Origin of the sequence: Micromonospora sp. NPDC004551 (assembly GCF_040609975.1) — a bacterium.
Lineage (GTDB): Bacteria > Actinomycetota > Actinomycetes > Mycobacteriales > Micromonosporaceae > Micromonospora.
On the sequence record NZ_JBEXLM010000023.1, the window covers coordinates 77,392 to 100,256 of the forward strand.

At 73.1% G+C, this 22,865-nt stretch carries 24 protein-coding genes and 1 pseudogene; 7 read left to right on the plus strand and 18 right to left on the minus strand.

Annotated elements, in window-relative coordinates:
- Positions 1-48 precede the first annotated feature (48 nt).
- Positions 49-483, minus strand: a complete 435-nt coding sequence (locus ABZW14_RS24455; RefSeq protein ID WP_355350650.1) for a hypothetical protein — start codon at positions 481-483, stop codon at positions 49-51.
- A gap of 99 nt (positions 484-582) precedes the next feature.
- Here ABZW14_RS24455 and ABZW14_RS24460 point away from each other — a divergent pair, with 99 nt between their 5' ends.
- Genes ABZW14_RS24460 through ABZW14_RS24470 form a run of 3 tightly spaced genes read left to right on the plus strand, consistent with a single transcriptional unit; the run spans position 583 to position 2,887 of the window.
- The gene (locus tag ABZW14_RS24460) at positions 583-999 is read left to right on the plus strand and encodes a GntR family transcriptional regulator (RefSeq protein WP_355350652.1); all 417 of its coding nucleotides are present in this window, start codon (positions 583-585) and stop codon (positions 997-999) included.
- 11 nt (positions 1,000-1,010) lie between these two features.
- Positions 1,011-1,901, plus strand: a complete 891-nt coding sequence (locus tag ABZW14_RS24465) for an ABC transporter ATP-binding protein (protein ID WP_355350739.1) — start codon at positions 1,011-1,013, stop codon at positions 1,899-1,901.
- Entirely contained in the window at positions 1,898-2,887 is a 990-nt protein-coding gene (locus tag ABZW14_RS24470; RefSeq protein ID WP_355350654.1) for an ABC transporter permease subunit, read from the plus strand. Before ABZW14_RS24465 ends, ABZW14_RS24470 begins: the two co-directional genes overlap by 4 nt.
- 60 nt (positions 2,888-2,947) lie before the next feature.
- On the opposite strand, the gene ABZW14_RS24475 is transcribed toward ABZW14_RS24470, so the two are convergent.
- The 7 genes from ABZW14_RS24475 to ABZW14_RS24505 all read right to left on the minus strand — a co-directional run bounded on the left by ABZW14_RS24475 (position 2,948) and on the right by ABZW14_RS24505 (position 10,468).
- On the minus strand, positions 2,948-3,631 hold the full coding sequence (locus ABZW14_RS24475) for a hypothetical protein (RefSeq protein ID WP_355350656.1): 684 nt from the start codon (positions 3,629-3,631) through the stop codon (positions 2,948-2,950).
- A gap of 80 nt (positions 3,632-3,711) precedes the next feature.
- Positions 3,712-4,347: a M15 family metallopeptidase gene (locus ABZW14_RS24480; protein WP_355350658.1), complete on the minus strand. Its 636-nt coding sequence runs from the start codon at positions 4,345-4,347 to the stop codon at positions 3,712-3,714.
- Positions 4,344-5,477, minus strand: coding sequence for a D-alanine--D-alanine ligase family protein (locus tag ABZW14_RS24485; RefSeq protein WP_355350660.1), 1,134 nt, complete (start codon positions 5,475-5,477; stop codon positions 4,344-4,346). Before ABZW14_RS24485 ends, ABZW14_RS24480 begins: the two co-directional genes overlap by 4 nt.
- On the minus strand, positions 5,474-7,612 hold the full coding sequence (locus ABZW14_RS24490; RefSeq protein ID WP_355350662.1) for a pyridoxal-phosphate dependent enzyme: 2,139 nt from the start codon (positions 7,610-7,612) through the stop codon (positions 5,474-5,476). Before ABZW14_RS24490 ends, ABZW14_RS24485 begins: the two co-directional genes overlap by 4 nt.
- 99 nt (positions 7,613-7,711) lie before the next feature.
- Positions 7,712-8,764 (minus strand): HAMP domain-containing sensor histidine kinase, encoded by a 1,053-nt coding sequence (locus tag ABZW14_RS24495; RefSeq protein WP_355350664.1) that lies wholly within the window; start codon positions 8,762-8,764, stop codon positions 7,712-7,714.
- Complete coding sequence (locus tag ABZW14_RS24500; protein WP_355350666.1) at positions 8,761-9,426, minus strand: response regulator transcription factor; 666 nt, start codon at positions 9,424-9,426, stop codon at positions 8,761-8,763. The genes ABZW14_RS24495 and ABZW14_RS24500 overlap by 4 nt, the downstream gene beginning before the upstream one ends.
- 181 nt (positions 9,427-9,607) lie before the next feature.
- The gene (locus tag ABZW14_RS24505; RefSeq protein ID WP_355350668.1) at positions 9,608-10,468 is read right to left on the minus strand and encodes a hypothetical protein; all 861 of its coding nucleotides are present in this window, start codon (positions 10,466-10,468) and stop codon (positions 9,608-9,610) included.
- Between the two features lie 129 nt (positions 10,469-10,597).
- On the opposite strand from ABZW14_RS24505, the gene ABZW14_RS24510 reads away from it, so the two are divergent.
- The 4 genes from ABZW14_RS24510 (at position 10,598) to ABZW14_RS24525 (ending at position 14,317) form a co-directional block, all read left to right on the plus strand.
- Positions 10,598-11,881 (plus strand): GAF domain-containing protein, encoded by a 1,284-nt coding sequence (locus ABZW14_RS24510; RefSeq protein ID WP_355350670.1) that lies wholly within the window; start codon positions 10,598-10,600, stop codon positions 11,879-11,881.
- A 39-nt stretch (positions 11,882-11,920) separates the two neighbouring features.
- Complete coding sequence (gene adh, locus ABZW14_RS24515; protein ID WP_355350672.1) at positions 11,921-13,426, plus strand: aldehyde dehydrogenase; 1,506 nt, start codon at positions 11,921-11,923, stop codon at positions 13,424-13,426.
- The gene (locus ABZW14_RS24520) at positions 13,426-13,773 is read left to right on the plus strand and encodes a DUF779 domain-containing protein (RefSeq protein WP_355350674.1); all 348 of its coding nucleotides are present in this window, start codon (positions 13,426-13,428) and stop codon (positions 13,771-13,773) included. The genes adh and ABZW14_RS24520 overlap by 1 nt, the downstream gene beginning before the upstream one ends.
- 100 nt (positions 13,774-13,873) lie before the next feature.
- Positions 13,874-14,317 (plus strand): hypothetical protein, encoded by a 444-nt coding sequence (locus ABZW14_RS24525; protein ID WP_355350676.1) that lies wholly within the window; start codon positions 13,874-13,876, stop codon positions 14,315-14,317.
- A 3-nt stretch (positions 14,318-14,320) separates the two neighbouring features.
- Here ABZW14_RS24525 and ABZW14_RS24530 read toward each other — a convergent pair whose 3' ends face one another.
- The 10 genes and pseudogenes from ABZW14_RS24530 to ABZW14_RS24575 form a co-directional block, all read right to left on the minus strand.
- Positions 14,321-14,632 carry a helix-turn-helix domain-containing protein gene (locus tag ABZW14_RS24530; protein ID WP_355350678.1) on the minus strand — a complete coding sequence of 104 codons (312 nt, stop codon included), beginning with the start codon at positions 14,630-14,632 and terminating at the stop codon, positions 14,321-14,323.
- Positions 14,629-14,787, minus strand: a complete 159-nt coding sequence (locus ABZW14_RS24535; protein ID WP_355350680.1) for a type II toxin-antitoxin system RelE/ParE family toxin — start codon at positions 14,785-14,787, stop codon at positions 14,629-14,631. The genes ABZW14_RS24530 and ABZW14_RS24535 overlap by 4 nt, the downstream gene beginning before the upstream one ends.
- A gap of 56 nt (positions 14,788-14,843) precedes the next feature.
- Positions 14,844-15,020, minus strand: a pseudogene (locus ABZW14_RS24540) (hypothetical protein); the annotation flags it as partial.
- A 37-nt stretch (positions 15,021-15,057) separates the two neighbouring features.
- Positions 15,058-16,071, minus strand: coding sequence for an agmatinase (speB, locus tag ABZW14_RS24545; RefSeq protein WP_355350682.1), 1,014 nt, complete (start codon positions 16,069-16,071; stop codon positions 15,058-15,060).
- On the minus strand, positions 16,068-17,270 hold the full coding sequence (locus tag ABZW14_RS24550; RefSeq protein WP_355350683.1) for a saccharopine dehydrogenase C-terminal domain-containing protein: 1,203 nt from the start codon (positions 17,268-17,270) through the stop codon (positions 16,068-16,070). Before ABZW14_RS24550 ends, speB begins: the two co-directional genes overlap by 4 nt.
- Positions 17,270-18,691 (minus strand): FAD-dependent oxidoreductase, encoded by a 1,422-nt coding sequence (locus ABZW14_RS24555; protein WP_355350685.1) that lies wholly within the window; start codon positions 18,689-18,691, stop codon positions 17,270-17,272. The genes ABZW14_RS24550 and ABZW14_RS24555 overlap by 1 nt, the downstream gene beginning before the upstream one ends.
- Positions 18,688-19,530 carry an ABC transporter permease gene (locus ABZW14_RS24560; RefSeq protein ID WP_355350687.1) on the minus strand — a complete coding sequence of 281 codons (843 nt, stop codon included), beginning with the start codon at positions 19,528-19,530 and terminating at the stop codon, positions 18,688-18,690. The genes ABZW14_RS24555 and ABZW14_RS24560 overlap by 4 nt, the downstream gene beginning before the upstream one ends.
- Complete coding sequence (locus ABZW14_RS24565; RefSeq protein WP_355350689.1) at positions 19,527-20,438, minus strand: ABC transporter permease; 912 nt, start codon at positions 20,436-20,438, stop codon at positions 19,527-19,529. The genes ABZW14_RS24560 and ABZW14_RS24565 overlap by 4 nt, the downstream gene beginning before the upstream one ends.
- The gene (locus ABZW14_RS24570) at positions 20,435-21,604 is read right to left on the minus strand and encodes an ABC transporter ATP-binding protein (protein WP_355350691.1); all 1,170 of its coding nucleotides are present in this window, start codon (positions 21,602-21,604) and stop codon (positions 20,435-20,437) included. Before ABZW14_RS24570 ends, ABZW14_RS24565 begins: the two co-directional genes overlap by 4 nt.
- 5 nt (positions 21,605-21,609) lie before the next feature.
- A complete protein-coding gene (locus ABZW14_RS24575; RefSeq protein ID WP_355350693.1) occupies positions 21,610-22,794 on the minus strand; it encodes a spermidine/putrescine ABC transporter substrate-binding protein in 1,185 nt (394 codons plus the stop codon).
- Positions 22,795-22,865: the final 71 nt, after the last annotated feature.

The window sequence follows — 22,865 nt, forward strand, 5'->3', positions numbered from 1 at the left end:
ACCCATGGTGTTCCACCCCGGCAGCGGTGTGGTCACCCGCTGCCCTGATCAGAGGCAGATCCAGCAGTACGCCTGGACGTCGCCGGCAACGGCCCGGCGGGCCACGCGCCGCAACTCCCCCACGATCTCGGCGACGAGCTGCTCGTCCGGCTCGCCCACCCATTCCTCGGCGCCCCGCCACACCGCCGCGACGTCGTCGATCCGCTCGTCCGGCAGCGCCGCGAGCTCGCTCACGAACGCCGGCTTGAGCCGGAGCAGGTAGGGGCCCTCGTCGTCGTTGCCGTCGACGCGCGCCTCGTCGGTGGACAGCCGCTCGGCCACGTCGAGGTCGCCGTGGCGGATCGCCGCCCACAGCGCGCCGACCAGCACCGTCGGCTCGAGGAACTTGCACCGGAGCGGGGCCAGGTCATCGCCGGGCCCCCTGTCGGCGGCGGCCAGCGCCTGCTCGGTGCTCGCCGCGAAGTATTCGGTCAGGATGCCCACGGCCGAGACGGTACGGCCGCCCTCCGACACGCCGAACCCTCCACAGGGGCCCATCCTGTCCTATAGTCTTACTGTCGTAGGACAATAGAAGGGCGTCTCGTGATCGAGTTCGTACTGGACGGCCGGTCCAAGGTGAACACCTATGTGCAGCTGATCCAGCAGGTCAAACAGGCCCTGCGGGTGGGGCTGCTGACGCCTGGCGACCAGTTGCCGAAGGTCCGCGACGTCGCACAGTCGCTGGCCATCAACCCGAACACGGTGCTGAAGGCGTACCGCGAGCTGGAGATCGAAGGTCTGGTCGAGGGACGCCCCGGCGTCGGCACCTTCGTCCGCCGGACCATCGCCGGCTCGTCGCTGGCCGATCAGGCCGAGCTTCGCGAGGAGCTGGTGGCCTGGCTGCACCGCGCCCGCGCCGCGGGGCTCACCCCGGAAGACGTCACCGCCCTGGTCGAGACCACCATGCGGGCCGCGCTCGCCGCAGGCACGACGCGCGCCGAACCCGCCTCAGCAGGATGAGAGGACAGCTGATGGAGATCGCGCTGGAGGCCGAGCAGCTCGGCAAACGCTACGGAAGAACCTGGGCGCTGCGGGACTGCTCGCTGCGCCTGCCCGCCGGGCGGATCGCCGCCCTCGTCGGCCCCAACGGCGCCGGTAAGAGCACTCTGCTGCACCTCTCGGTCGGCCTGCTGCGGCCGGACGCCGGTGCGGTACGGATCTTCGGCGAGGCGTCGTACGCCAACCCGTCGGTGCTGCCCGAGATCGGCTTCGTCGCCCAGGACACCCCGCTCTACCGGGACTTCACCGCGGTCGAGCTGGTGGAGCTGGGCCGCCGGATGAACAAGCGCTGGGACGCGGCGCTCGCCCGCAACCGGCTGGCCCAGCTCGGCATCCCGCCGAAGCTTCCCGTCGGCAAGCTGTCCGGCGGCCAGCGGGCGCAGGTCGCGCTGGCGCTCGCACTCGCGAAGCGACCCCGGCTGCTGCTCCTCGACGAACCGGTCGCCAGCCTCGATCCGCTGGCGCGCCGGGAGTTCCTGCAGTCGCTCATGGGCAGCGTCGCCGAGTCCGAGACGACCGTGCTGCTCTCCTCGCACCTGCTGGCCGACCTGGAACGGGTCTGCGACTACCTGGTCGTGCTGCAGGCCGCCCGGGTGCACCTGGCGGGCGCGGTCGACGACCTGGTCGCCGCGCACCGGCAGCTGGTCGGGCCACGGCACGACGGCGAACCGATCGAGGGGGTCGACGCCGTGGTGCGCGCGAGCCACACCGCCCGGCAGTCGACGCTGCTGGTCCGCACGAACGGCGAGATCCTCGCTCCCGAGTGGACGGTGCACGACGTGACGCTGGAGGACCTCGTGCTGGCGTACCTCGCCGAGGGCGAGACCACCACGAGCCACGCGGCCTGGGAGGTGCCGGCATGATCTGGCTGGCCTGGCGGCAGCACCGCAAGCAGCTGCTCTTCACCCTCCTCGGCCTCGCCGCTCTGGTGGCCCTGATGCTCCCGATCGGCCTCTCGATGCGGCACAGCTTCACCGAGCTCGGCCTGCCGGACTGCGTCGATCAGCTGTCGCAATCGCAGCTCAACCCGATCAGCGCGAACGGCTGTGAATCGGCGTTCCGCCAGTTCACCAACCGGTACGCCAGCCTGAACCTGGTGGCGGTCCTGCTCGTCGTCCTGCCGGTGCTCGTCGGCCTGTTCTGGGGCGCCCCGCTGGTCGCCCGCGAGGTGGAGCACGGCACGCACCGGTTCGCCTGGACGCAGGGCGTCGGCCGGACGCGCTGGGCCCTGGTGAAGTTCGGCCTGGTCGTCGCGGTCACGGTGATCCTGGCGATCGGCTACGGGCTGGGCATGGCCTGGTGGGTCAGCCCGCTGACCCAGGCCGCGCACGAGGGCCGCCTCGGCTTCATCGTGTTCGACCTGCAGGGCATCGCCCCGATCGGCTACACCCTCTTCGCGGTGGCGCTCGGCATCTTCGCCGGCACCCTCTGGCGCCGGATGCTGCCCGCCATGGGCGTCACCCTTGCCGCGTTCATCGGGGTCCGGGCGGCGGTGGCGATCCTGGCCAGACCCCACTACCAGGCCGCCCGCACCCGCACCTTCCCGATCGAGGGGGCCGAACCGCTGCAGGAGTCCCGGGGCAACTGGGTCCTCGCCAGCGGAGTGCGCAACCCCGACGGGAAGATGGTGGCGGCCGACACCCGCATCATGTGCCCGCCGGGCGGCCAGGGCCCGGACGGCCACCGCTGCGGGGAGGAACTCGGCGTGAGACCCGGCGCCTACAACTGGGAGCTCTACCAGCCGGCGGACCGGTTCTGGCCGTTCCAGTGGATCGAGACCGGCATCTTCGTCGCCCTCGCCGCCCTCCTGCTCTACCTCGCCGTACGCCGGCTCCGCCGGATCGCCTGAGCGGCCCGGCCGGGTGGAACGCCAGGGGCACAGGGGCCCTGGCGTTCCACCCGGGAACGATCAGCGCAGCAGTTCCACCGTGTTCCGCCGGACCAGGTTCTTGCCCGGCTCCCGGATCAGGTCCATGGCGGAGGCGTTGAGCAGCACGCAACTCCCGGACGGCCCGGTGACCGTCACCGTCGCCGCCTTGCCGTTGTCCAGGTTGGTCACCCGCAGCCGGGTGCCCACCGGGAACCGCCCGCTGGTGGCCGCCGGCGCGCCGCCCTCGGCCGAGAAGGTGATCGCGCCGATGCAGACACTCGCGGGCACGCCGCCGGGCTGGGCGTTGCCCGGCCGGGCCTCGCCGGCCGGGACGCCACGACCCGGCCGGGCCGCGCCGGTCGCCGCGGCGCCGCCGTCGAGGCGCTCGACGAGGTTGCGGCGGATCACGTTCCTGCCCGGCTCGCGCACCAGGTCCATGGCCGCCGCGTTCAGCAGCACGCAACTCCCGGACGGCCCGGTCACCGTCACGGTCGCCACCTTGCCGTTGTCCAGGTTGGTCACCCGCAGCCGGGTACCCACCGGGAACCGGTCGCTGGTGGCCGCCGGCGCCCCGCCCTCCGCCGAGAAGGTCACCGACCCCGCACAGGCCGACTGCCCGGCCGGGGTGGTCTCCGCGAACCCCATCCCCGTGCCCACCGCGACGACCGCCGAGGCGGCCAGTGCCACGGTCGCCGCCAGCACGTGCTTGCGCTGCACCTTCACGTTGTCTCTCCCGTCGTCGGTGGTCTCGTACGACGCCTGGTACGGACGGGAGGGCCGGACCGTTCAGCCGGAACCGCGGATCACAACGGACCGTAACGGGTGTGCGGCGCTCCGGTGAGCAGCGCCCAGTACCGGTCGCCGTAGGACCAGTGCCACCACTCGGTCGGGTAGTTCACCAGCCCGGCCCCGCTCAGCGCGCCCACCAGGATCTGGCGGTTCCGCCAGGCGCTCACCGGGATGTGCCGGGCCGCCGTGAAGCACGCGTCGGCGCTCTCCTCCGGGGTCGCGTCGAGGGCCGTGCCCATCTCCACCTCGATCCCGTCGGCGTCACACAGGGTGAGGTCGACCGCGCCGCCGGTGCTGTGCGGCGCCACCTCGACCGGCGAGACGAACTTCGTGGTCTCCCGGTGCAGCCGCTCCGGTGACCAGTCCGGGTAACGCCGGCTCAGCTCGTCCCGGTAGCCGGTGAAGATGTCGAGCTGCGCCCGGTACGGCCGGTACCCCTCGACGACCAGCAGGCGCAGGCCGTCCGGCAGCGCGCGCTGCGCGGCCAGCAACCGGTCCGCGACCCCGCGGCGCACCCGGGCGTACGCCCCGGCGGGGTCGGCCGCCCGGCCGTCCAGTCGCAGCTCGGGCACTTCCCGCAGGTCGATCAGCGGATCGCCGTCGTCCCGGCTCGACACCGCGGCGACTCGGGGATCGGAGAGCAGGATCATGCCGCACCGCCCTCGGTGCGTACGCCGGGCCGGGCCGCGTGCCGGGTGAAGGCGAGCGCGACCAGCCGGTCCACCACCTCGGGGTAGTCGACGCCGGACTCGGCCCACACCTTCGGGTACATCGAGTGCGCCGTGAAACCGGGCAGGGTGTTCAGCTCGTTGACGAACAGGTCGCCGGTGGTCTGGTCGTAGAGGAAGTCCACCCGGGCCAGGCCCCAGCCGCCGATCGCCGTGAACGCCCGCACGGACAGGTCCCGGATCCGCTCGGTGACCTCGTCGGGCAGCGGCGCCGGAACGATCATCGGGTCGGCGTCGCCGAAGTACTTCTGCCGGTAGTCGAACCAGCCACCAGCGACCCGGACCTCGCCGACCGCCGACGCCTCCGGGTGCCAGCCGCCGAGCACGCCGCACTCCAGCTCCCGGCCGGTCACGCCCTGCTCGACCAGCACCACGTGGTCGTGCCGGAGCGCCTCCTCGACCGCGGCCGCGAGGTCGTCGCCCTCGGCCACCCGGGAGATCCCGATGGAGGAGCCCATCCGGGCCGGCTTCACGAACAGCGGCCGCCGCAGCCCGACGACCAGCTTCTCCGGGTCCTCCGCGGCCCGCCAGGTCGGCGCGTCGAACCAGACGTGCGGAGTGATCGGCACCCCCTCGGCCCGCAGCGCCCGCTTCATCGCCACCTTGTCCATCCCGACGGCGGAGGCGAGGATGCCGCACCCGACGTACGGCACGCCGAGCGATTCCAGCAGCCCCTGCACCACGCCGTCCTCCCCGTACGGGCCGTGCAGCACCGGGAAGACCACGTCCAGCTCGGCGTGCACCGTGCCGGGCGCGTCGGCCGCGGTGACCGCCACCGTGCCGGCCCGCGCCCCGGCCCGCAGCTCCACGGCCGATCCGGTCACCGGCAGCCGATCGTCGATGGCCCGGCCCCCGCCCACGTCGGCGAGGCGCTCGGCCAGCACCGCTTCCGGCACCAGCCGCAGCCCGCCCGCGCGGGTGATCCCGAGCGCGACCACCCGATGACCCCGCTCGGCCAGGGCCCGGGCCACGCCCAGCGCCGAGGCGCAGGAGACCTCGTGCTCCGCCGACGGGCCACCGAACAGGACACCGATCCGCACCGCAGCCCTCACGCCGCCACCCCTTCCATCCGAGCCGGGTCGGCGACGGGTCCGCCCGCCAGCCGGGCCACCAGCTCCGCTTCGACATTGCCGCCGGTCAGCACCACGCCGACCGTCCGGTACCTCCCCAGCCGCCCGCCCTCGGTGCCACCCGACGGCCCCAGCTCGGGACCACCCGCCAGCCGCAACGCGCCGGCCAGCCCGGCCGCGCCGGACGGCTCGACGAGCACCTTCAGCTCCAGCAGGAGCAGCCGGAACGCCTCGGCGATCGCGTCGTCGTCGACCCGCACGACGTCCCGGACGCCGGCCCGCGCGATCGCGAACGGCAGGTCGCCGACGCAGCTCGGGCGGAGCCCGTCGGCGATCGTGGGCGCCGGCACGACCGGGGTCGGCCGGCCGGCGGCGAGGCTGCGGGCCAGCGAGTCGCAGCCGACCGGCTCGACGCCGTACACCTCGATGGGGGTGCCGGCGGCGGCCAGGCAGGCCCCGGCGACGCCGCCGCCCCCGCCCACCGGCACCACCAGTGCGTCCAGCGGGGTGCCCACGCGTTCCGCCTCCTCGATCAGCTCCAGGCTGGCGCTGCCCTGCCCGGCCACCACGTCCGGGTGGTCGTAGGCGTCGACCAGCGGGTGGCGGTCGACGTCGGCGAGCTGCCGGGCGGCGGCCAGCCGCTCCTCGACGGTGGTGCCGGCGAGGACGACCCTGGCCCCGGCCGCCCGGGCCCTGGCCACCTTCACGGGCGCGGCGTCGACCGGCAGCACCACGGTCGCGGCCAGCCCGTGCCGACGGGCGGCGAGGGCCACCGCCACGGCGTGGTTGCCGGTGCTCTGCGCGACCACCCCGGTGTGGCCGGCCGCAGCGAGCCGGCCCACGGCCAGCATGGCGCCGCGCATCTTGTAGGAGCCGCCGGTCTGGAGGTTCTCGGCCTTGAGCAGGATCCGGGCGCCGGCGAGCCGGTCGATCGCCGGGCTGTTCAGCACGGGGGTACGCACCACCCGGCCGGACAGCCACCAGGCGGCCTCCTCGACGCGGGCCCGGTCCGGCAGGGCCGGGGCAGGGCTGCGGGACATGGTCTCTCCTTCTCGGTTGTGGTCGGTGCCGGCGCGGCGCGGCAGGTCGAACAGCCAGTACGCGCGGGCCGCCGTGAGTCCGCGGTGGACGGCGAGACTGAGCGCCAGCACGAGGGCGGTGAGCAGGACCGGGTAGCCGGCCACCAGCAGCACCCGTGCCGGCCGGTTCAGGTCGGCGACCGGTCCGGCGAGGAGCCGGTGCAGCAGCGCGAGCACCGGCATGTGGATCACGTAGGTCGGCAGCGTCCGGCGGCCGAGCCGGGCGAGCGCCCCGCCGACGACCCGGAGCCGGGCCGCCCGGGCCGCGGCGGCGACGCCGAACGCCACCGCGACGACCGACACCAGCAGCCATACGCCGGGCCGGCTCTCGGCCCCGGCCAGGGCCATGGCGGCCAGCGCCACGGCGTACGCCGCGCCGGTCGCGGCCAGGCGGCGCCTGTTCACGCCGGCCGCCCAGCGCTGGAGGTACGGCCGCAGGTGCACGCCGGCCAGGAAGAACACCAGGTTCTGGTAGACCTGCCCGCGGTTGCCCGGGCTGTCCAGCAGACCGGTGACCGCCACGGCGGAGAGCGCGCCCGAGGCCACGAGCAGCACCGCCGGGTGGACCCGGCGCAGCGCCTTGGCCAGCGCGAAGTAGAGCGCCAGCGCGTACAGGTACCAGAGGTTCGAGGGCGTGACGGTGAGCTGGGCCAGCAGGCCGCCGAGGCTGGTGGCCCGGTCCGTGGGGAAGCCCGGCGCGAGGGCCAGCAGGGCGGTGTGGACGAGCAGCCAGATGGCGTACAGGTAGAGGTTGCGGGCGATCCGGGGGCGGCCGGCCACCCGCCACGGGCGGGCGACGGCGTTCGCCGCGAAGATCCCGGAGAGCGTGAAGAAGAGCGGCATCCGCAGCGGCAGCAGTTGCTCGCCGAGCAGCCCCCAGGCCCCGGGCACCGGCCGGTCGACCCGCCAGTCGATCCGCAGGTAGTGCTTCACGATGACGTGCCAGAGCACCACGAGGATGATGCAGGCGCCCTTGGCCACGTCGGCCCAGACCACCCGGCCGGCCGATGTCGCGGCCTGATCGGTACGGGTCGGCACGGCGGTCTCCTCTCCCGGCGTCGTACGCCGTCGGTCGTTTTCGGGCAGGGGGCATCGCGGGAGGCCGCATTCGCGGCTCCCGAGTTTCCGGGGGGTGGGTCAGCGCACGGCGGGTAGCTGGACGTCGACCCGCAGGCCGCCGTCCTCGCCCGGGCGGGCGGCGATGATGCCGTCGTGCGCCTGGGTGATCGAGCGGGCGATGGCCAGGCCGAGCCCGGCCCCGCCGCCCTGGTTGGTCCGGTCCCGGGCCAGGCGCCGGAAGGGTTCGAAGAGGCCGGCGACCGCCTCGCCCGGGACGGTCTGACCGGTGTTGGTGACGGTCAGCGCCGGGTCCCCGTCGACGGTGACGGCGAGCCGGCCGCCGGGCCGGTTGTACTTGATCCCGTTCTCCACGAGGTTGCCGACCAGGCGCTCCAGCAGCACCCGCTCGCCCGGCACGACGCGGGGCGCCAGCCGGCTCTCCACGGTCACCCCGGCCTCGGCCGCCCGGTCGGCGTACGCGGCCAGGACGGTGGTGACGATCTCGTCGAGGCGCTGCGGGGTGGAGGAGCGCAGCCCCTGGTCGCTCTCGCTGAGCGCGAGCAGGCCCTCGATGAGCCGCTCGTTGCGCTCGTTGGTGGCCAGCAGCTGGGCGGTGAGCAGGTCCAGCTGCTCGGCGGTGAGCGGCTGGGCCATCCCGACCTCGATGAGCGTCCGCTGCACGGCGAGGGGCGTACGCAGCTCGTGCGAGGCGTTCGCGGCGAACCGCCGCTGCCCCTCGTAGCCGGCCGTGACCCGGTCCAGCATGTCGTCGATGGCGCGGGCCAGCCGGGCCAGCTCGTCGCGGCCGCCGCGGCGGATCCGGTGCCCGAGGTTCTGCGGCCCGAGGTCGGCGATCGGGTCGGCGAGGTCGCGCACCGGGCGCAGGCACCAGCGGGCCGCGGCCCAGACCGCGAGCACGCCGGCCAACAGCACCAGCAACTCGATCAGCCCGGGCAGCACCGGGATGAGCGGCCGGACGGGCTCGCACACCGCGCCGACCGTCTGCAGGTCGCAGAAGGCCTGGGCCCGCCACCACACTCCGGCGAGCAGCTGCTTGCCGAGGCCGGGCAGCCAGTAGCCGCCGAGCAGGGCGAGCGCCCCGACCAGCAGGACGCGGCGGCGGGGGCTCACGCCGGCCCGCCGATCCGGTAGCCGGCCTTCGGCACGGTGTGGATGACCGAGGGCTGGCCGAGCTTCTTGCGCAGCGTCATGACGGTGACCCGGACGGCGTTGGTGAACGGGTCGGCGAACTCGTCCCAGGCCTGTTCGAGCAGCTCCTCGGCGCTGACCACCCCGCCGCCGGCGCGCATGAGCACGTGCAGGACGGCGAACTCCTTGGGGCTCAGGCCGAGCGGCCGCCCGTCCCGGGTGACCGTGTGCCGGGCCACGTCGAGCACCACCCCGTGCCGCTCCAGCACCGGCGGCACGGCCGGGGCGGACCGCCGGCCCAGCGCCTGCACCCGGGCCACCAGCTCGGCGAAGGCGAACGGCTTGGTCAGGTAGTCGTCCGCGCCCAGCCCGAGACCGTCCACCCGGTCCCGGATGCCGGCGGCGGCGGTGAGCAGCAGCACGCGGGTGCCGGCGGCGGACCCGGCGAGGCTGCGGCACACCTCGTCGCCGGTGGCGCCGGGCATGTCCCGGTCCAGCACGGCCACGTCGTACCGGTTGACCCCGATCCGCTCCAGCGCGCCGTCGCCGTCGTAGCAGACGTCGACCGCCATCGAGAACCGGCGCAGCCCCTCGGCCACCGTGTCCGCCAGCAACCGCTCGTCGTCCGCCACCAACACCCGCACCGCTGTCCGCTCCCCCGTGCTCCGGATCCGTCCCGCATACGGTCCCAGGCAGGAGATAAGGGTTCCGTAAGCGCCGCCGGAGCAATCCTCCACGTCGGGCGGCACCCACAGGTCCCCGTCGCGCCGTCTGGGGCGTTCGTCCGGGCCCGCGAAGGCATCCGTGGCCGGGGAGTGAGCCGGATCACCGCGGGCGACGGATCCCGAGGGTGCTCTGCGCCGGCAGCCGGCCGGTGGCCACCACGGCCTGGGTGAGCGGAGCGACGAGCTGGGCGAACCGGCCGGCCGCCGGCCCGAGCGCGCGCCACGGCGCCGCGGCCAGCTCGTCGGTCCGCCGCTCCACCTCGTCACGCAGCCGGCGGCCGGCCTCGGTGGCCACCCCGTCGCCGTCGACCAGGCCCCGGGCGGCCAGCCGGTCCTGGGCGGCGGCCCACTCCTCGGCGGTCCACCGGCGGCTCGCGAAGACCTCCACGGGGGCGGCGCCGACGGCGGCGAAGGAGACCAGCGACTCGGCCGGGTCCAGCCCGGCGGTACGCAGCGCCGCGATGTGCCCGTCGCCCCGGTGCTCGCGCAGGATCGTGGCGGCCTGCCACAGCGCCAGGTGCGGCGCGTCCGGCCAGGGCAGGTCGGCGTTGGCGGCGGCGAGGGGGCGCCCGCCCAGGTCGGCGGCACGCACCGCGCGGCGGGCCAGGGCCGCGGCCTCGGCCAGTTCGGCCGACTCGACCCGGTCGCCGAGCAGGGCGCGCAGCGCCCGGTCCACTCCGGACAGCCGGGCGGCGAGCACCTTGGCCGGGTCGGCGGTGGCCCAGACGGCCGGCACGTACTCGGCGACCATCCGCGGGCTGAAGCTGTAGTAGGTGGCGGCGACCAGGTGGGGCCCGGCCGCGCCGAGCGGGGCGCTGCGCAGCGCGAAGTAGCCGGGCCAGCGCTCCCCGGTGGGCAGGCCGAGCGCGGCGACCTCCTCGGTCAGCTCGGGCGCGTAGTAGACCAGCGCGTGCACGGGCTCGATGAGCTGCCACATCTGCCGGACCATCGCCAGTTCCATCTCGACCTCCCGATCGCATCTTGTCGCTGTCAAGTTTGCGGATGCCCGCGAAACTTGTCAACGACAAGTTCGGGAGCGGCTTGGCGATCGGCGGTGAGCTGGGTCACCATGGGCGCGAGGAGGTCGCCCATGGCTGACCCGTGGCTCGCCCTGGAATTCGGTGCCGATCCGGCGGAGCGGATCGCGCAGGTCGGCGCCGCCCACGAAGCGTTCCTCACCGCCGGCACCACCGCCGGCCGGGTCCGCGACGTCGTCCGCCGGTCCTGGGAGCGGTCCGCGCTGCTCGACCCCGAGGCCACCGCCCCGGTCGACCTCACCGACGACGCGCTGGCCAGCTACCGGGCCGCCCACCCGCTGAACCGCGTGCTGCCCCTCTTCCGCGACCTGCTCGGCGGCATCGCCCTCGACGGCGCGCACCTCATGGCGGTCTGCGACGCGGACGGGCGGCTGCTCTGGGTGGAGGGGCATCCGGGTGTGCTCCGGCACGCCGAGCGGATGAACTTCGTCCCCGGCGCCCGCTGGGACGAGGCCCATGCCGGCACCAACGCGCCCGGCACCGCCCTGGCCGTCGACCACAGCGTGCAGATCTTCGCCACCGAGCACTTCGTCCGGCCGGTGCAGCGCTGGACCTGCGCCGCGGCCCCGATCCACGACCCCACCACCGGCCGGCTGCTCGGCGCGATCGACATCACCGGCGGGGACCACCTGGCCACCCCGCAGAGCCTGGCCCTGGTCCGGGCCACCGCCCGGGCCGCCGAGGCGTTCCTCGCCGGCGCCGCCCCCGCCGAACCCGACGTGCTGCACGTCGCCGCGCTCGGCCGGGACGAGGCGGAACTGCGCGTCGGGGGCCGGCGCATCCGGCTCGGCCGGCGGCACAGCGAACTGCTCGTGCTGCTCCTCGACCACCCCGAGGGGCGCACCGGGGAACAACTCGGCCTCGACCTCTACGGCGACGACCGGTTGCACCCGGTCACCCTGCGCGCCGAACTGTCCCGGCTGCGCCGGGCGCTCGGCGAGGAACTGCTCGACTCCCGCCCGTACCGGCTGCGGCCGGCCGTGCGCGCCGACTTCCGTACCGTCACCGAACTGCTCGAACGCGGCGACGCGGCGGGGGCGCTGCGGGCGTACCGCGGGCCCCTGCTGCCCGGGTCGGACGCGCCGGGAGTGGCGCGACTGCGCCAGCTGGTCGACGGCCAGCTCCGCGCGGCCGTGCTGGCCGCCGCGGACCCGGCGCTGCTCACCGCCTGGACCGCGACGCCCGCCGGCGCCGACGACCTCACCGCCTGGCAGGCCCTGGCCCGGGCGTTGCCGCCGGGCGCGCCGCGCCGGCCCCTCGCCCTGGCCCGGGCCCGCCAGCTCGCCGAGGAGTACGACCTGCCGCGCGCAACGTTGCTGCAACGTCGCGGAAACTAACGTCGCCGCCGTCCACCCCTACGGACGGCGGAGGTACCCATGACGCGCTACGACGCCCCCACCCACTGGCAGTCCCGTTACGACCACTTCATCGGCGGCGAGTACGTGAAGCCGCACGGCGGCCGGTACTTCGAGAACCCCACCCCGGTGACCGGGCAGACCTTCTGCGAGGTGGCCCGGGGTACCGCCGAGGACGTGGAGAAGGCACTCGACGCCGCACACGGCGCGGCCGACGCCTGGGGCCGCACCTCGGTCGCCGAACGGTCGCTGATCCTCAACAAGATCGCCGACCGGATGCAGGACAACCTGGAATCCCTCGCCATCGCCGAGACCTGGGAGAACGGCAAGCCGGTACGCGAGACCCTGGCCGCCGACATCCCCCTCGCCATCGACCACTTCCGCTACTTCGCGGGGGCGATCCGGGCCCAGGAAGGCTCCCTCGGCGAGCTCGACGACGACACCGTGGCCTACCACTTCCACGAGCCGCTCGGCGTGGTCGGGCAGATCATCCCGTGGAACTTCCCGATCCTCATGGCGGTCTGGAAGCTCGCCCCGGCGCTGGCCGCCGGCAACGCCGTGGTGCTCAAGCCGGCCGAGCAGACCCCGGCCTCGATCCACCACCTGCTCTCGCTGGTCGCCGACCTGCTCCCGCCGGGCGTGGTCAACGTGGTCAACGGCTTCGGCGTCGAGGCGGGCAAGCCGCTGGCCTCCTCGCCCCGCGTGGCGAAGGTGGCGTTCACCGGCGAGACCACCACCGGGCGGCTGATCATGCAGTACGCCAGCGAGAACATCAAACCCGTCACCCTGGAGCTGGGCGGCAAGAGCCCGAACATCTTCTTCGACGACGTCAGCGCCGCTTCCGACGACTTCCGGGACAAGGCCCTCGAAGGCTTCACCATGTTCGCGCTCAACCAGGGCGAGGTCTGCACCTGCCCGTCCCGGGCGCTGATCCAGCAGGGCCACTACTCCGACTTCCTGGCCGCCGCCGTCTCCCGCACCCAGCAGGTCAAGCAGGGGCATCCGCTGGACACCGACACGATGATCGGGGCGCAGGCGTCCAACGACCAGCTGGAGAAGATCCTGTCCTACCTGGACATCGGCCGGCAGGAGGGCGCGAAGGTGCTCACCGGCGGCGAGCGGGCCGACCTGGGCGGCGAGCTGTCCGGCGGGTACTACGTGCAGCCCACGATCTTCGAGGGCGACAACTCGATGCGGATCTTCCAGGAGGAGATCTTCGGCCCGGTGGTCTCGGTGACCTCCTTCGCCGACCTGGACGACGCCGTGAAGATCGCCAACGACACCCTGTACGGGCTCGGCGCGGGCGTCTGGACCCGGGACATCAACACCGCGTACCGGGCCGGGCGGGCGATCCAGGCCGGACGGGTCTGGACGAACTGCTACCACGCCTACCCGGCCCACGCCGCGTTCGGCGGGTACAAGCAGTCCGGCATCGGCCGGGAGAACCACAAGATGATGCTGGAGCACTACCAGCAGACCAAGAACCTGCTGGTCAGCTACTCCCCCAAGAAGCTCGGCTTCTTCTGATGGGTGACCCCGTCACCCTGACGCCCGCGGCGGCCGGCCTGATCCGGTCGCTGCGGGCGGCCCACGGGCCGATCATGTTCCACCAGTCCGGCGGCTGCTGCGACGGCAGCGCCCCCATGTGCTACCCGGCCGGCGAGTTCCGCACCGGCGCCTCGGACGTGCTGCTCGCCTCGCTGGAGGTCGACGGCGTGCCCGAGCCGGTCGAGTTCTGGATGTCCACCGCCCAGTGGGAGCTGTGGAAACACACCAGGCTCACGGTCGACGTGGTGCCCGGCCGGGGCAGCGGCTTCTCCCTGGAGGCCCCCGAGGGCGTCCGCTTCCTCATCCGCTCCCACCTGGCCCGCTGACTGTCCGAGATCTTCCAGCTCCCTGGCGCCGCGCCGGTGGGATGCTGACGCCGGTCCACATCGGAGCAGCATCCCACCACCGCCAGACAGGAGCCCGCGCATGCGCCCGGTCCGACAGCCTCTGCTCGCAGCCGGCCTCGCCACGCTCGCCACCGCCGCCACGCTCGGCCTCGCGCCGGGCGCCGCCGTCGCCGCCCCGGCCCCGAGGATCTCCGTCAACTGGTTCGGCGCCGCCGACGCCCGGGCACACACGGCCACGATCGGCGGCCGGTACGCCTGCGGTGCCGAGCGGGGCCTCGCGTACATCGAGGTCCACCTCGCCCAGCGCGTCCACCGGGGTTCGGTCACCGGCTTCGGGTTCGGCGTGATCGGGGCGTGCACCGACGACCGCACCGCCGGCGCCTGGACCGCGACCATCCCCGCCGACAAGGGCGCCTTCCGTGGCGGGCCCGCCACGGCCACGGCCCGCCTCGTCGTCGAACCCAACTCGCTCACGGAGACCACCGAACCGCTCCGCCTCGTCCCGCGCTGCCTCCGCCGCTGATGGTCAGGCGATCTGACGGAGGTCGTCCCCGTAGTCGAAGATGATGCGCAGCTTCGCGCCGAGCGCAGTCGCGTAGCGACTCAAGGTCGCCACCTCGTTCACGTCGAGGTCGCCGTTCTCGATCTGGCTGACCCGGCCCGGCGTGACCCCCATGAGCTCGGCGACCTGCCGCTGGGTGAGCCCCAGCCGCTTGCGCTCCTCCGCCAGGTGGAAGGCGCTCACCCAGGCCTCGGTCCGGGCCCGCTCAGCCTCATAGGCCGTGTCGTCGCCGCCGAGTTCGGCACGGACCTCATCCCAGTCGTAGAACTCCGTCACGACTCCCCCCTTCGCTCGCGCTCATTCTCGAGCCAAGCCTTGTACGCAACCTCCGCCACCGGGATGTTCTGCTGATACCACCGGCTCCAGTTGCCCGCCTTGTTGCCCGCCACGAGGAGCACCGCCTGCGACCAGGGGTCGAAGACGAACAGCACGCGGATCGCGACGTCGCGCCCCGATCGGGGCGCAGTTCCTTGAGGTTGCTGATGCTGCTGCCGCGGAGCGTGTCGACCAAGGGGCGGCCCAGACCGGGTCCGACCTCGGCCAACTTGTCCACAGCGACCCGCACGCTCTCGTACGACGCGGGATCACGCCGCCGCAGGTCGCGCAACCACTGGCGGACGTCACCGGTGACCCGGACCGACCACCGTCCCCCGTCAGCGCTCATGGGTCAACTATAGCTTGAGCTAAACATAATGGGAGGGTCAGCGGGCGTCGAGGAGGGGTTGGGTCGGGTTCCAGGGCTCGCCGCCGGCGGCGTCGCGGCGGCGGCGGGCGATGGCCGACAGCGCCTCCAGCACCACCCGGTTGCCCAGGTACGCGGTGATGTCGGCGTGGTCGTACGGCGGGGCGACCTCGACCACGTCCACGCCGACCACGGGCAGCTCGTAGCAGACGCGGCGCACCGCGTCGAGGAGCTGGCGCGAGGTGAACCCGCCCGGCTCGGGGGTGCCGGTGCCGGGAGCCATCCCGGGGTCGACCACGTCCACGTCGACGGAGAGGAAGACGCCCTCGCACTCGTCGGTGGCGATGGCGAACGCCTCCGAGAGGCACTCGTCCAGCCCGCGCGCCACCACCTCGGTCATCTCGTAGGAGCGCATCCGCTGGGCGGCCATCCACGACAGCGTCTCCGGCCCCGGCCAGTAGCCGCGCAGGCCGATCTGGAGGAAACGGTCGCCGCGCACGGCGCCGGACTCGATGAGCCGGCGCATCGGCTGGCCGTGTCCGTGCAGCGAGCCGAACTCGATGTCACCGGTGTCGGCGTGCGCGTCGAAGTGCACGAGGGACACCCGGCCGAGCCCGTGGTGCCGGGCCACCCCGGTGGCGTCCGGCAGGGCGATCGAGTGGTCGCCGCCCAGCACGATGGGGATGGCTCCCGCGGCGGCCACGGTGTGCACGGCGGTCTCCAGCGCGGCCAGCGAGCGCTCGATGTCGCCGGAGAACATCTCGACGTCACCGGCGTCGTAGACGCACAGGTCCCGCAGCCCGTCGACCCGCAGGGCCAGGGAGGGGCGGGAGCCGTCGTGCGGCAGGTAGCAGGCCTGACGGATGGCGGACGGGCCGAACCGGGTGCCCGGCCGGTGGGAGGTGCCCCCGTCGAAGGGCGCGCCGACGATCACCACGTCGGCGTCGGCGTACGTCACCGGCTCCTCCAGCGTGCACGGCGGCACGCCGAGGAACGTCACGTCGGGGCCGAACATCGGGCCGTAGCGAGTCATCGCTCCTCCATTCCCCAGGGTGAGCCGTAGCCGGTCAGCAGGTCCAGGAAGGGCACCGGGGGCAGGGCCTCGGGTCCCAGCACGCCGGTGCCGGACCAGGCACCGGTGGCCAGCAGTTCCAGCGCTACGACCGGGTTGACCGCGGTCTGCCAGACCACCGCCTGGTGGCCGTACTCGGCCATCGACCACTCGTTGTCGACGACGTGGTAGAGGTACACCCGCCGCGGCCGGCCGTCCACGCCGGTGCCGGTCACGTAGGTGCCGGCGCAGGTCTTGCCGCGCATCCGGTCGCCGAGCGTGGCCGGGTCGGGCAGGCAGGCCGCCACGACGTCGCGGGGCGAGACCGAAGCGCCGCGCACCGGCACGGGGCGCGTCGAGTCGAGGCCCAGCTTGTGCAGGGTCTTCAGCACCTCGATGAACTCGTCGCCGAGGCCGTACTTGAAGGTGACCCGCTTCGCCTTCACCCAGCGCGGGATGAGCAGCACCTCCTCGTGCTCCACGTTGACGCACTCGACCGGGCCGATCCCCTCGGGGAACTCGAACACCTCCGGCTCGGAGAACGGCGGGGTGGTGAACCAGCCCCGGTCGGCCTCCCAGACCACCGGCGGGTTCAGGCACTCCTCGATCGTGGTCCAGATGGAGAACGAGGGGGCGAAGTCGTAGCCGTCGACGGTGAGGTTCGCGCCGTCGCGTACCCCGATCTCGTCGATCTCGGCGAAGAGCTCGTCGGCGGCGTAGCGGGCGAAGACGTCGGAGAGGCCGGGTTCGACGCCGATGCCGCAGAGCGCCAGCCGGCCGGCCTCCGCCCAGGCGGAGGCGGCGGCGAACTGCTCGTCGCCGAGCTTCACCCCGGTCTGCGCGTGCGGCGCATCGGGGTGCGGCCGGGACAGCGACATGGCCATGTCCAGGTAGTCGGCGCCGGCGGCGAACGCGCCGTCGAAGATCGGCATGACGAAGCGCGGGTCGACCGCGTTCAGCACGTGGGTGATCCGGTGTTCCCGGCACAGCGCGGCGACCGCGTCGGCCGAGGAGGCGTCGACGGTCGCGGCGACGAACCGGTCGCCGTGGCCGGCCACCGCCCGCGCGGCGCGGGCGGGGTCGTGGTCGGCGACCACCATGGTCTCGAAGAAGGAACGGCGGGCGGCGATGGATACGGCGGCGGAGCCGACGCCACCGGCGCCGACGAGGAGGATACGCATCAGGAGTCGAACCCCAGTCCAAGACGGTCGAGAGTACGGAGCCAGAGGTTGCGCCGCCCCTCCCGCGCGTCGGCGCGGGCGAGCGACCAGCGGGTGAGATGGATGCCGGTGGCCCGGATCGGCTCCGGCGGGAACGGCAGCGGCTTGCGGCGGACCAGGTCGAGCCGGGTCAGCGGGGTCTCCTCCCCGCCGAGCAGGTCGAGCATCACCCGGGCGCCGAACCGGGTCGCCCCGACGCCGAGCCCGGTGAACCCGGCCGCGTACGCCAGGCGCCCCTCGTAGGCGGTGCCGAAGAACGCGCAGAACCGGGTGCAGGTGTCGATGACGCCGCCCCACCGGTGGCTGAAGCGCAACCCCTCAAGCTGGGGAAACGTCGTGAAGAAGTGCGACGCCAGGGCCGTGAAGGTGGCCTCGCGCTGCTCCAGTTCGGGGGCCATCCGGTTGCCGTAGTGGTAGACCGCGTCGTAGCCGCCGAACAGGATCCGGCCGTCGGCGGTGATCCGGTAGTAGTGGAACTGGTTGCCGGTGTCGGCCAGTCCCTGCCGGTTGCGCCAGCCGACGGCCTCCCGCTGAGCGGCCGTCAGCGGCTCGCTCATCAGCGCGTAGTCGTAGACCGGCACGAGCCAGGCGCGCAGCCGGCGCAGCAGCGGCGGGAACGCGTTGGTGGCCAGCACCACCTGCCGGGCCCGGACCGCGCCGGGCACGGCGTCCGGGCCGCCGGCCGTGGCCGCGCGCAGCGCCCCGCCGTCGCGGGCCAGCCCGGTGACCCGGGTGTGCTCATGGATGCGTACGCCGAGGTCGAGGGCGGCGCGGCGCAGCCCCCACGCCAGCTTCGCCGGGTCGAGCAGCGCCACCCGGTCCCGGTCCCACATCCCGCCCAGGTACGTCGGCGAGGCCACCTCGGCGCGCACCTCGTCCCGGTCGAGCAGCCGCACGTCGTGGCCGTACCGGCGGGCCAGCTCGGTGTCCTCCGCCAGCCCGGTGAGCTGGTACGGCTCGACGGCCACCGCCAGCTCGCCGGTGCGCTCGAAGTCGCAGTCGATGCCGTACTTGCCGACGGTGCCGGCGATGTCGTCCAGGTTCTCCCGGCCGAGCCGTTCCAGCTCGGCGATCTCGCCGGGCCACCGCTCGGCCCCGTTGGCGAGGCCGTGGGTGAGCGAGGCGGCGCAGAACCCGCCGTTGCGCCCGGACGCCGCCCAGCCGCAGGTGCCGGCGTCGACCAGGAGCACGTCCCGGTCGGGGTCGGCCTCCTTGGCGAGCAACGCCGTCCAGAGCCCGGAGTACCCGCCGCCGACCACCAGCAGGTCGGCGTCGTGCGGGCCGGCCAGCGGCGGCAGCGGGTCCGGCCGCTCCGGCCGGTCGAGCCAGTACGGGACGGGCGCGGCGTCAGCCAGCGCCCGGCCGGTATGCGGGAGTTTCATGACGCGCTCTTGGGAGCCCCGACGGCCGCGACGGGGGCCGCGAGAGCGGCGCGCCGGGCCCGCCGGCCGCGCAGCGAGCTGGCCCCGACCAGCAGCAACGCGATCGCGAACATCGCCGTGCCGATAACGTTGACCTGCGGCGGGATGCCCCGCTGGGCGGCACCCCAGACGTACATGGGGAAGGTGACCGTCGTGCCGGCGTTGAAGTTCGTGATGATGAAGTCGTCGAAGCTCAGCGAGAAGGCCAGCAGCGCGGCGGCCACGATGCCGGGCAGCACCAGCGGCAGCGTGATCCGCCGGAAGGTCTGCCACTCGCTGGCGTACAGGTCCATGGCGGCCTCCTCCAGCCGCCGGTCCATGCCGGCGAGCCGGGCCTTCACGGTGACCACCACGAACGACACGCAGAACATCACGTGCGCGATGACGATGGTCCAGAAGCCCTGGGGCACCCCGGCGGCCACGAAGAGGGCGAGCAGCGAGGTGCCCATCACCAGCTCCGGGGTGGCCATCGGCAGGAAGATCAGGCCGTTGATGCCGGACCGCCCGCGGAAGCCGTGCCGGACCAGGGCGAACGCCATGAGCGTGCCGAGGATGGTGGAGACCACGGTGGCGATGAGGCCGATCTCCATGCTGCGTACCACCGCGTCGCACATGTCGGAGGTGGCGCAGGGTTGGGCCCAGTTGTCCAGGGTGAACTCGTTGAAGTCGTAGGACAGGCGGCTGGACGGCCGGTTGAAGGAGAGACCGGCGACCACGAGGATCGGCAGCGAGAGGTAGCCGAGGACGAGCAGCGCGACGCCCATCACCCAGCGGTCGGCGAGCCAACGCTTCAGTTTCACAGCACCTCCTCCGTGCCGGCCTTGCGCAGGTAGACGAAGACGATCGCCAGGATCGCGGCCATGAGCAGGAACGACAGCGCGGCGCCCTGCGGGTAGTCGAGCCGGACCAGGAACGCCGAGTCGATGACGTTGCCGATCATGTATTCGTTCGGGGTGCCGAGCAGCTCGGCGTTGATGTAGTCACCGGTGGCCGGGATGAAGAAGAGCAACGTGCCGGCGATCAGCCCGGGCATCGACAGCGGCAGGGTGACCCGCCGGAAGGCGCGCAGCGGGCTCGCGTACAGGTCGCTCGCCGCCTCCAGCAGCCGCGGGTCGAGCCGCTCCAGGCTCGCGTACAGCGGCAGCACCAGGAACGGCAGGAAGTTGTACGTCAGGCCGAGCACCACCGCGAACGGGGTGGCCAGCAGCCGGCCGTCGGCCCCGAGCAGGTGCACGTCCCGCAGCAGGCCGACGAGCCAGCCGTTGTCGGACAGGATGGTCTTCCAGGCCAGGGTGCGGACCAGGAAGCTGGTGAACATCGGCGCGACCACGGCGACCAGCAGCAGGTTCTTCCACCGGCCGGCCTTCTGCGCGATCGCGTACGCCAGCGGGTAGCCCATGAGCAGGGCCAGCACCAGCGCGATCGCCGAGTAGACGAACGAGCGGGCGAAGTGCGGCCAGTACGCCTGCAACGCGGTCCAGTAGTTGCCGACCTCCCCGGTCATCGCGTAGCCGGTGGCCAGGGACCCGCTCGGGTCGTAGAGGCTGGCGGCGGCGAGCTGGAGCAGCGGCAGGACGAAGAAGACCAGCAGCCAGGCGGCGCCGGGCAGCAGCAGCAGGTACGGCAGCAGCCGGTTCCGCCCCCGCGAGGGCCCTGGCGGCGCGGCGGGCTGCCCCGCCGAGGTCGGTACGTGGGCCAGCGCGCTCATGACAGCGCACCCACCGGCGGCTCGTCGAACAGCGGGCTGGTCTGGTCGTCCTCGCCGGCCTCCCGGGGCAGCAGGAAGGCGTGCCGCGGGTCCCAGTGCGCGGTCACCGTGGCGCCGACGGGCAGCCGCCCCCCGACCCCGCTGTTCGCGGCGAACGCGGACAGCTCGCTGCCCCACGCCGTGCGCACCAGGTACTGGGTGCTCACCCCGACGTACGAGGCGTCGCTGACCACCCCACCGACGTGCTGGTGGCCGGCGGGCACCTCGTCGGGGCCGCCGACCAGGTGCAGCTTCTCGGGACGTACCCCGAGGAAGACCGGCCCCTGGTCGGTGCGGGCCCGGTCGGCGGGCACCGAGAAGCGCGCGCCGTGCGCGGTCACCGGCACGTCGTCGCCGCTGCGGCCGACGGCCTCGCCGGCCAGCAGGTTGGACTGGCCCAGGAAGTTCGCCACGAACGCGGTGGCCGGGTACTCGTAGATGTCGGCGGGTGCGCCGAGCTGCTCGATCCGGCCGGCGTTCATCACCGCGACCGTGTCGGCCATGGTCATGGCCTCCTCCTGGTCGTGGGTGACGTGTACGAAGGTGATGCCGACCTCGGTCTGGATGCGCTTCAGCTCGATCTGCATCTGCCGGCGCAGCTTGAGGTCGAGCGCGCCGAGCGGCTCGTCCAGCAGCAGCACCTGCGGGTGGTTGATGAGCGCCCGGGCCAGCGCCACGCGCTGCTGCTGGCCGCCGGAGAGCTGGGCCGGCTTGCGCCGGCCGTACCCTTCGAGCTGCACCAGGGCGAGCATCCGCTCGACCTGGTCGGTCACCTTGCGGATGCCGCGCCGCCGCAGCCCGAAGGCCACGTTCTCGTGGATGTCGAGGTGCGGGAAGAGCGCGTAGCTCTGGAACACGGTGTTCACCGGCCGCTTGTACGGCCGCAGCCCGGCGATGTCCCGGTCACCGAGCAGCACCTGCCCGCTGGTCGGTTCCTCCAGCCCGGCGATCATCCGCAGGGTGGTGGTCTTGCCGCAGCCGGACGCCCCGAGCAAAGCGAAGAACGAGCCCTGCGGGATGGTGAGGCTGAGGTCGTCCACCGCGGTGAAGATCCCGAACCGCTTGGTCAGGTTGGCCAGGCGCAGATCGCCGGCCGGTGTCTCGCGCTCCTGCGCCTTCGTGCTCATGTCTCTCACGCCCCGATGACCTGCTGGAACTTGGTCTCGTACTCCTTCTCCTGCTTCTCGTCCAGGGCCATGAACACCTTGGACTTCGACAGCATCGCGTCATCCGGGAAGATGAGCGGGTTGGCGGCCAGGTCGGGATCGATCTTCTCCATCTCGGCCTGCGCGCCCTTGACCGGACAGATGTAGTTGACGTACGCGGCGAGCTTCGCGGCGACGGCCGGGTCGTAGTAGTAGTTGATCAGCTCTTCGGCGTTGGCCTTGTGGGTGGCCTTGTTCGGCACCAGCATGTTGTCCGACCAGAGCATCACGCCGGACTCGGGCACCACGAACTTGATCTTCTCGTCCTCGAAGCCGAGCTGGATGACGTCGCCGGACCAGCCGATACAGGCGGCGATGTCGCCCTTGGCCAGGTCGGGGGCGTAGTCGTTGCCGGTGAACTTGCGGATCTGCTTGGAGTCCACGGCCTTCTTGAGCTTGTTCAGCGCGTCGTCGAACTGCGCCGGGGTGAAGTTGGCCGGGTCGTGACCGTTGGACTGGAGCAGCAGGCCCATGGTGTCCCGCATCTCCGACAGCGCGGTCACCTTGCCCTTCAGGTCGGGGCGGGTCAGCAACTCGTCGACCGTGCGGATCTCCTTGGCCACCTTGGCGTTGTAGGCGAGCCCGGCCAGGCCGGACTGCCACGGGATGGCGAGCTGGCTGTCCTTGTCGAAGGAGCGGCCGCGCAGCGAGGGCAGCAGGTTCGCCTCGACGTTGGGCAGCTTCGCCTTGTCGAGCTTCTGGATCCAGCCGAGCCGGATCATCCGGGCCGCCATCCAGTCGGTGAGGACCATGATGTCGCGGCCGGTGGTCTGACAGCCGGCGAGCTGGTTCTGCACCTTGCCGAAGAACTCGTTGTTGTCGTTGACGTCCTCGGTGTACGTCACCTGGATCCCGGACTTCGCGATGAACGCGTCCAGCGTGGGTCGCTTGGACTCGTCCTTCTCGTCCACGTCCATGTATTGCGGCCAGTTCGAGAAGGCCAGCTTCTTCTCGGTGGCGGAAAGATCGTCGCTCTTGCAACCGGCCTCGGTCTGCTGTGCGCCCTTGGTGCCGCAGCCGGCCAGCGTGCCCGCGGTGGCGAGCAGGGCGGCCGAGCCCAGGGTCCCGGTGAGCAGACCGCGCCGGGTGACGTGCCGGAGGGGACTACGCATGTGACGACTCCTCGGGGGGTCATCGTCGGCGGCGGGACGGGGGTGGCGCGCCGGCGGGAGGGTCAATGGCG

What these genes read in the sequence shown, in the direction of transcription:
- ABZW14_RS24570 (WP_355350691.1), bottom strand. Translation starts at nt 21,604, where the DNA reads ATGAGCACGAAGGCGCAGGAGCGCGAGACACCGGCCGGCGATCTGCGC.
- ABZW14_RS24575 (WP_355350693.1), bottom strand. Translation starts at nt 22,794, where the DNA reads ATGCGTAGTCCCCTCCGGCACGTCACCCGGCGCGGTCTGCTCACCGGG.
- ABZW14_RS24525 (WP_355350676.1), top strand. Translation starts at nt 13,874, where the DNA reads ATGCGCCCGGTCCGACAGCCTCTGCTCGCAGCCGGCCTCGCCACGCTC.
- ABZW14_RS24565 (WP_355350689.1), bottom strand. Translation starts at nt 20,438, where the DNA reads ATGAGCGCGCTGGCCCACGTACCGACCTCGGCGGGGCAGCCCGCCGCG.
- ABZW14_RS24505 (WP_355350668.1), bottom strand. Translation starts at nt 10,468, where the DNA reads ATGGAACTGGCGATGGTCCGGCAGATGTGGCAGCTCATCGAGCCCGTG.
- ABZW14_RS24550 (WP_355350683.1), bottom strand. Translation starts at nt 17,270, where the DNA reads ATGCGTATCCTCCTCGTCGGCGCCGGTGGCGTCGGCTCCGCCGCCGTA.
- ABZW14_RS24510 (WP_355350670.1), top strand. Translation starts at nt 10,598, where the DNA reads ATGGCTGACCCGTGGCTCGCCCTGGAATTCGGTGCCGATCCGGCGGAG.
- ABZW14_RS24470 (WP_355350654.1), top strand. Translation starts at nt 1,898, where the DNA reads ATGATCTGGCTGGCCTGGCGGCAGCACCGCAAGCAGCTGCTCTTCACC.
- ABZW14_RS24520 (WP_355350674.1), top strand. Translation starts at nt 13,426, where the DNA reads ATGGGTGACCCCGTCACCCTGACGCCCGCGGCGGCCGGCCTGATCCGG.
- ABZW14_RS24480 (WP_355350658.1), bottom strand. Translation starts at nt 4,347, where the DNA reads ATGATCCTGCTCTCCGATCCCCGAGTCGCCGCGGTGTCGAGCCGGGAC.
- adh (WP_355350672.1), top strand. Translation starts at nt 11,921, where the DNA reads ATGACGCGCTACGACGCCCCCACCCACTGGCAGTCCCGTTACGACCAC.
- ABZW14_RS24555 (WP_355350685.1), bottom strand. Translation starts at nt 18,691, where the DNA reads ATGAAACTCCCGCATACCGGCCGGGCGCTGGCTGACGCCGCGCCCGTC.
- ABZW14_RS24465 (WP_355350739.1), top strand. Translation starts at nt 1,011, where the DNA reads ATGGAGATCGCGCTGGAGGCCGAGCAGCTCGGCAAACGCTACGGAAGA.
- speB (WP_355350682.1), bottom strand. Translation starts at nt 16,071, where the DNA reads ATGACTCGCTACGGCCCGATGTTCGGCCCCGACGTGACGTTCCTCGGC.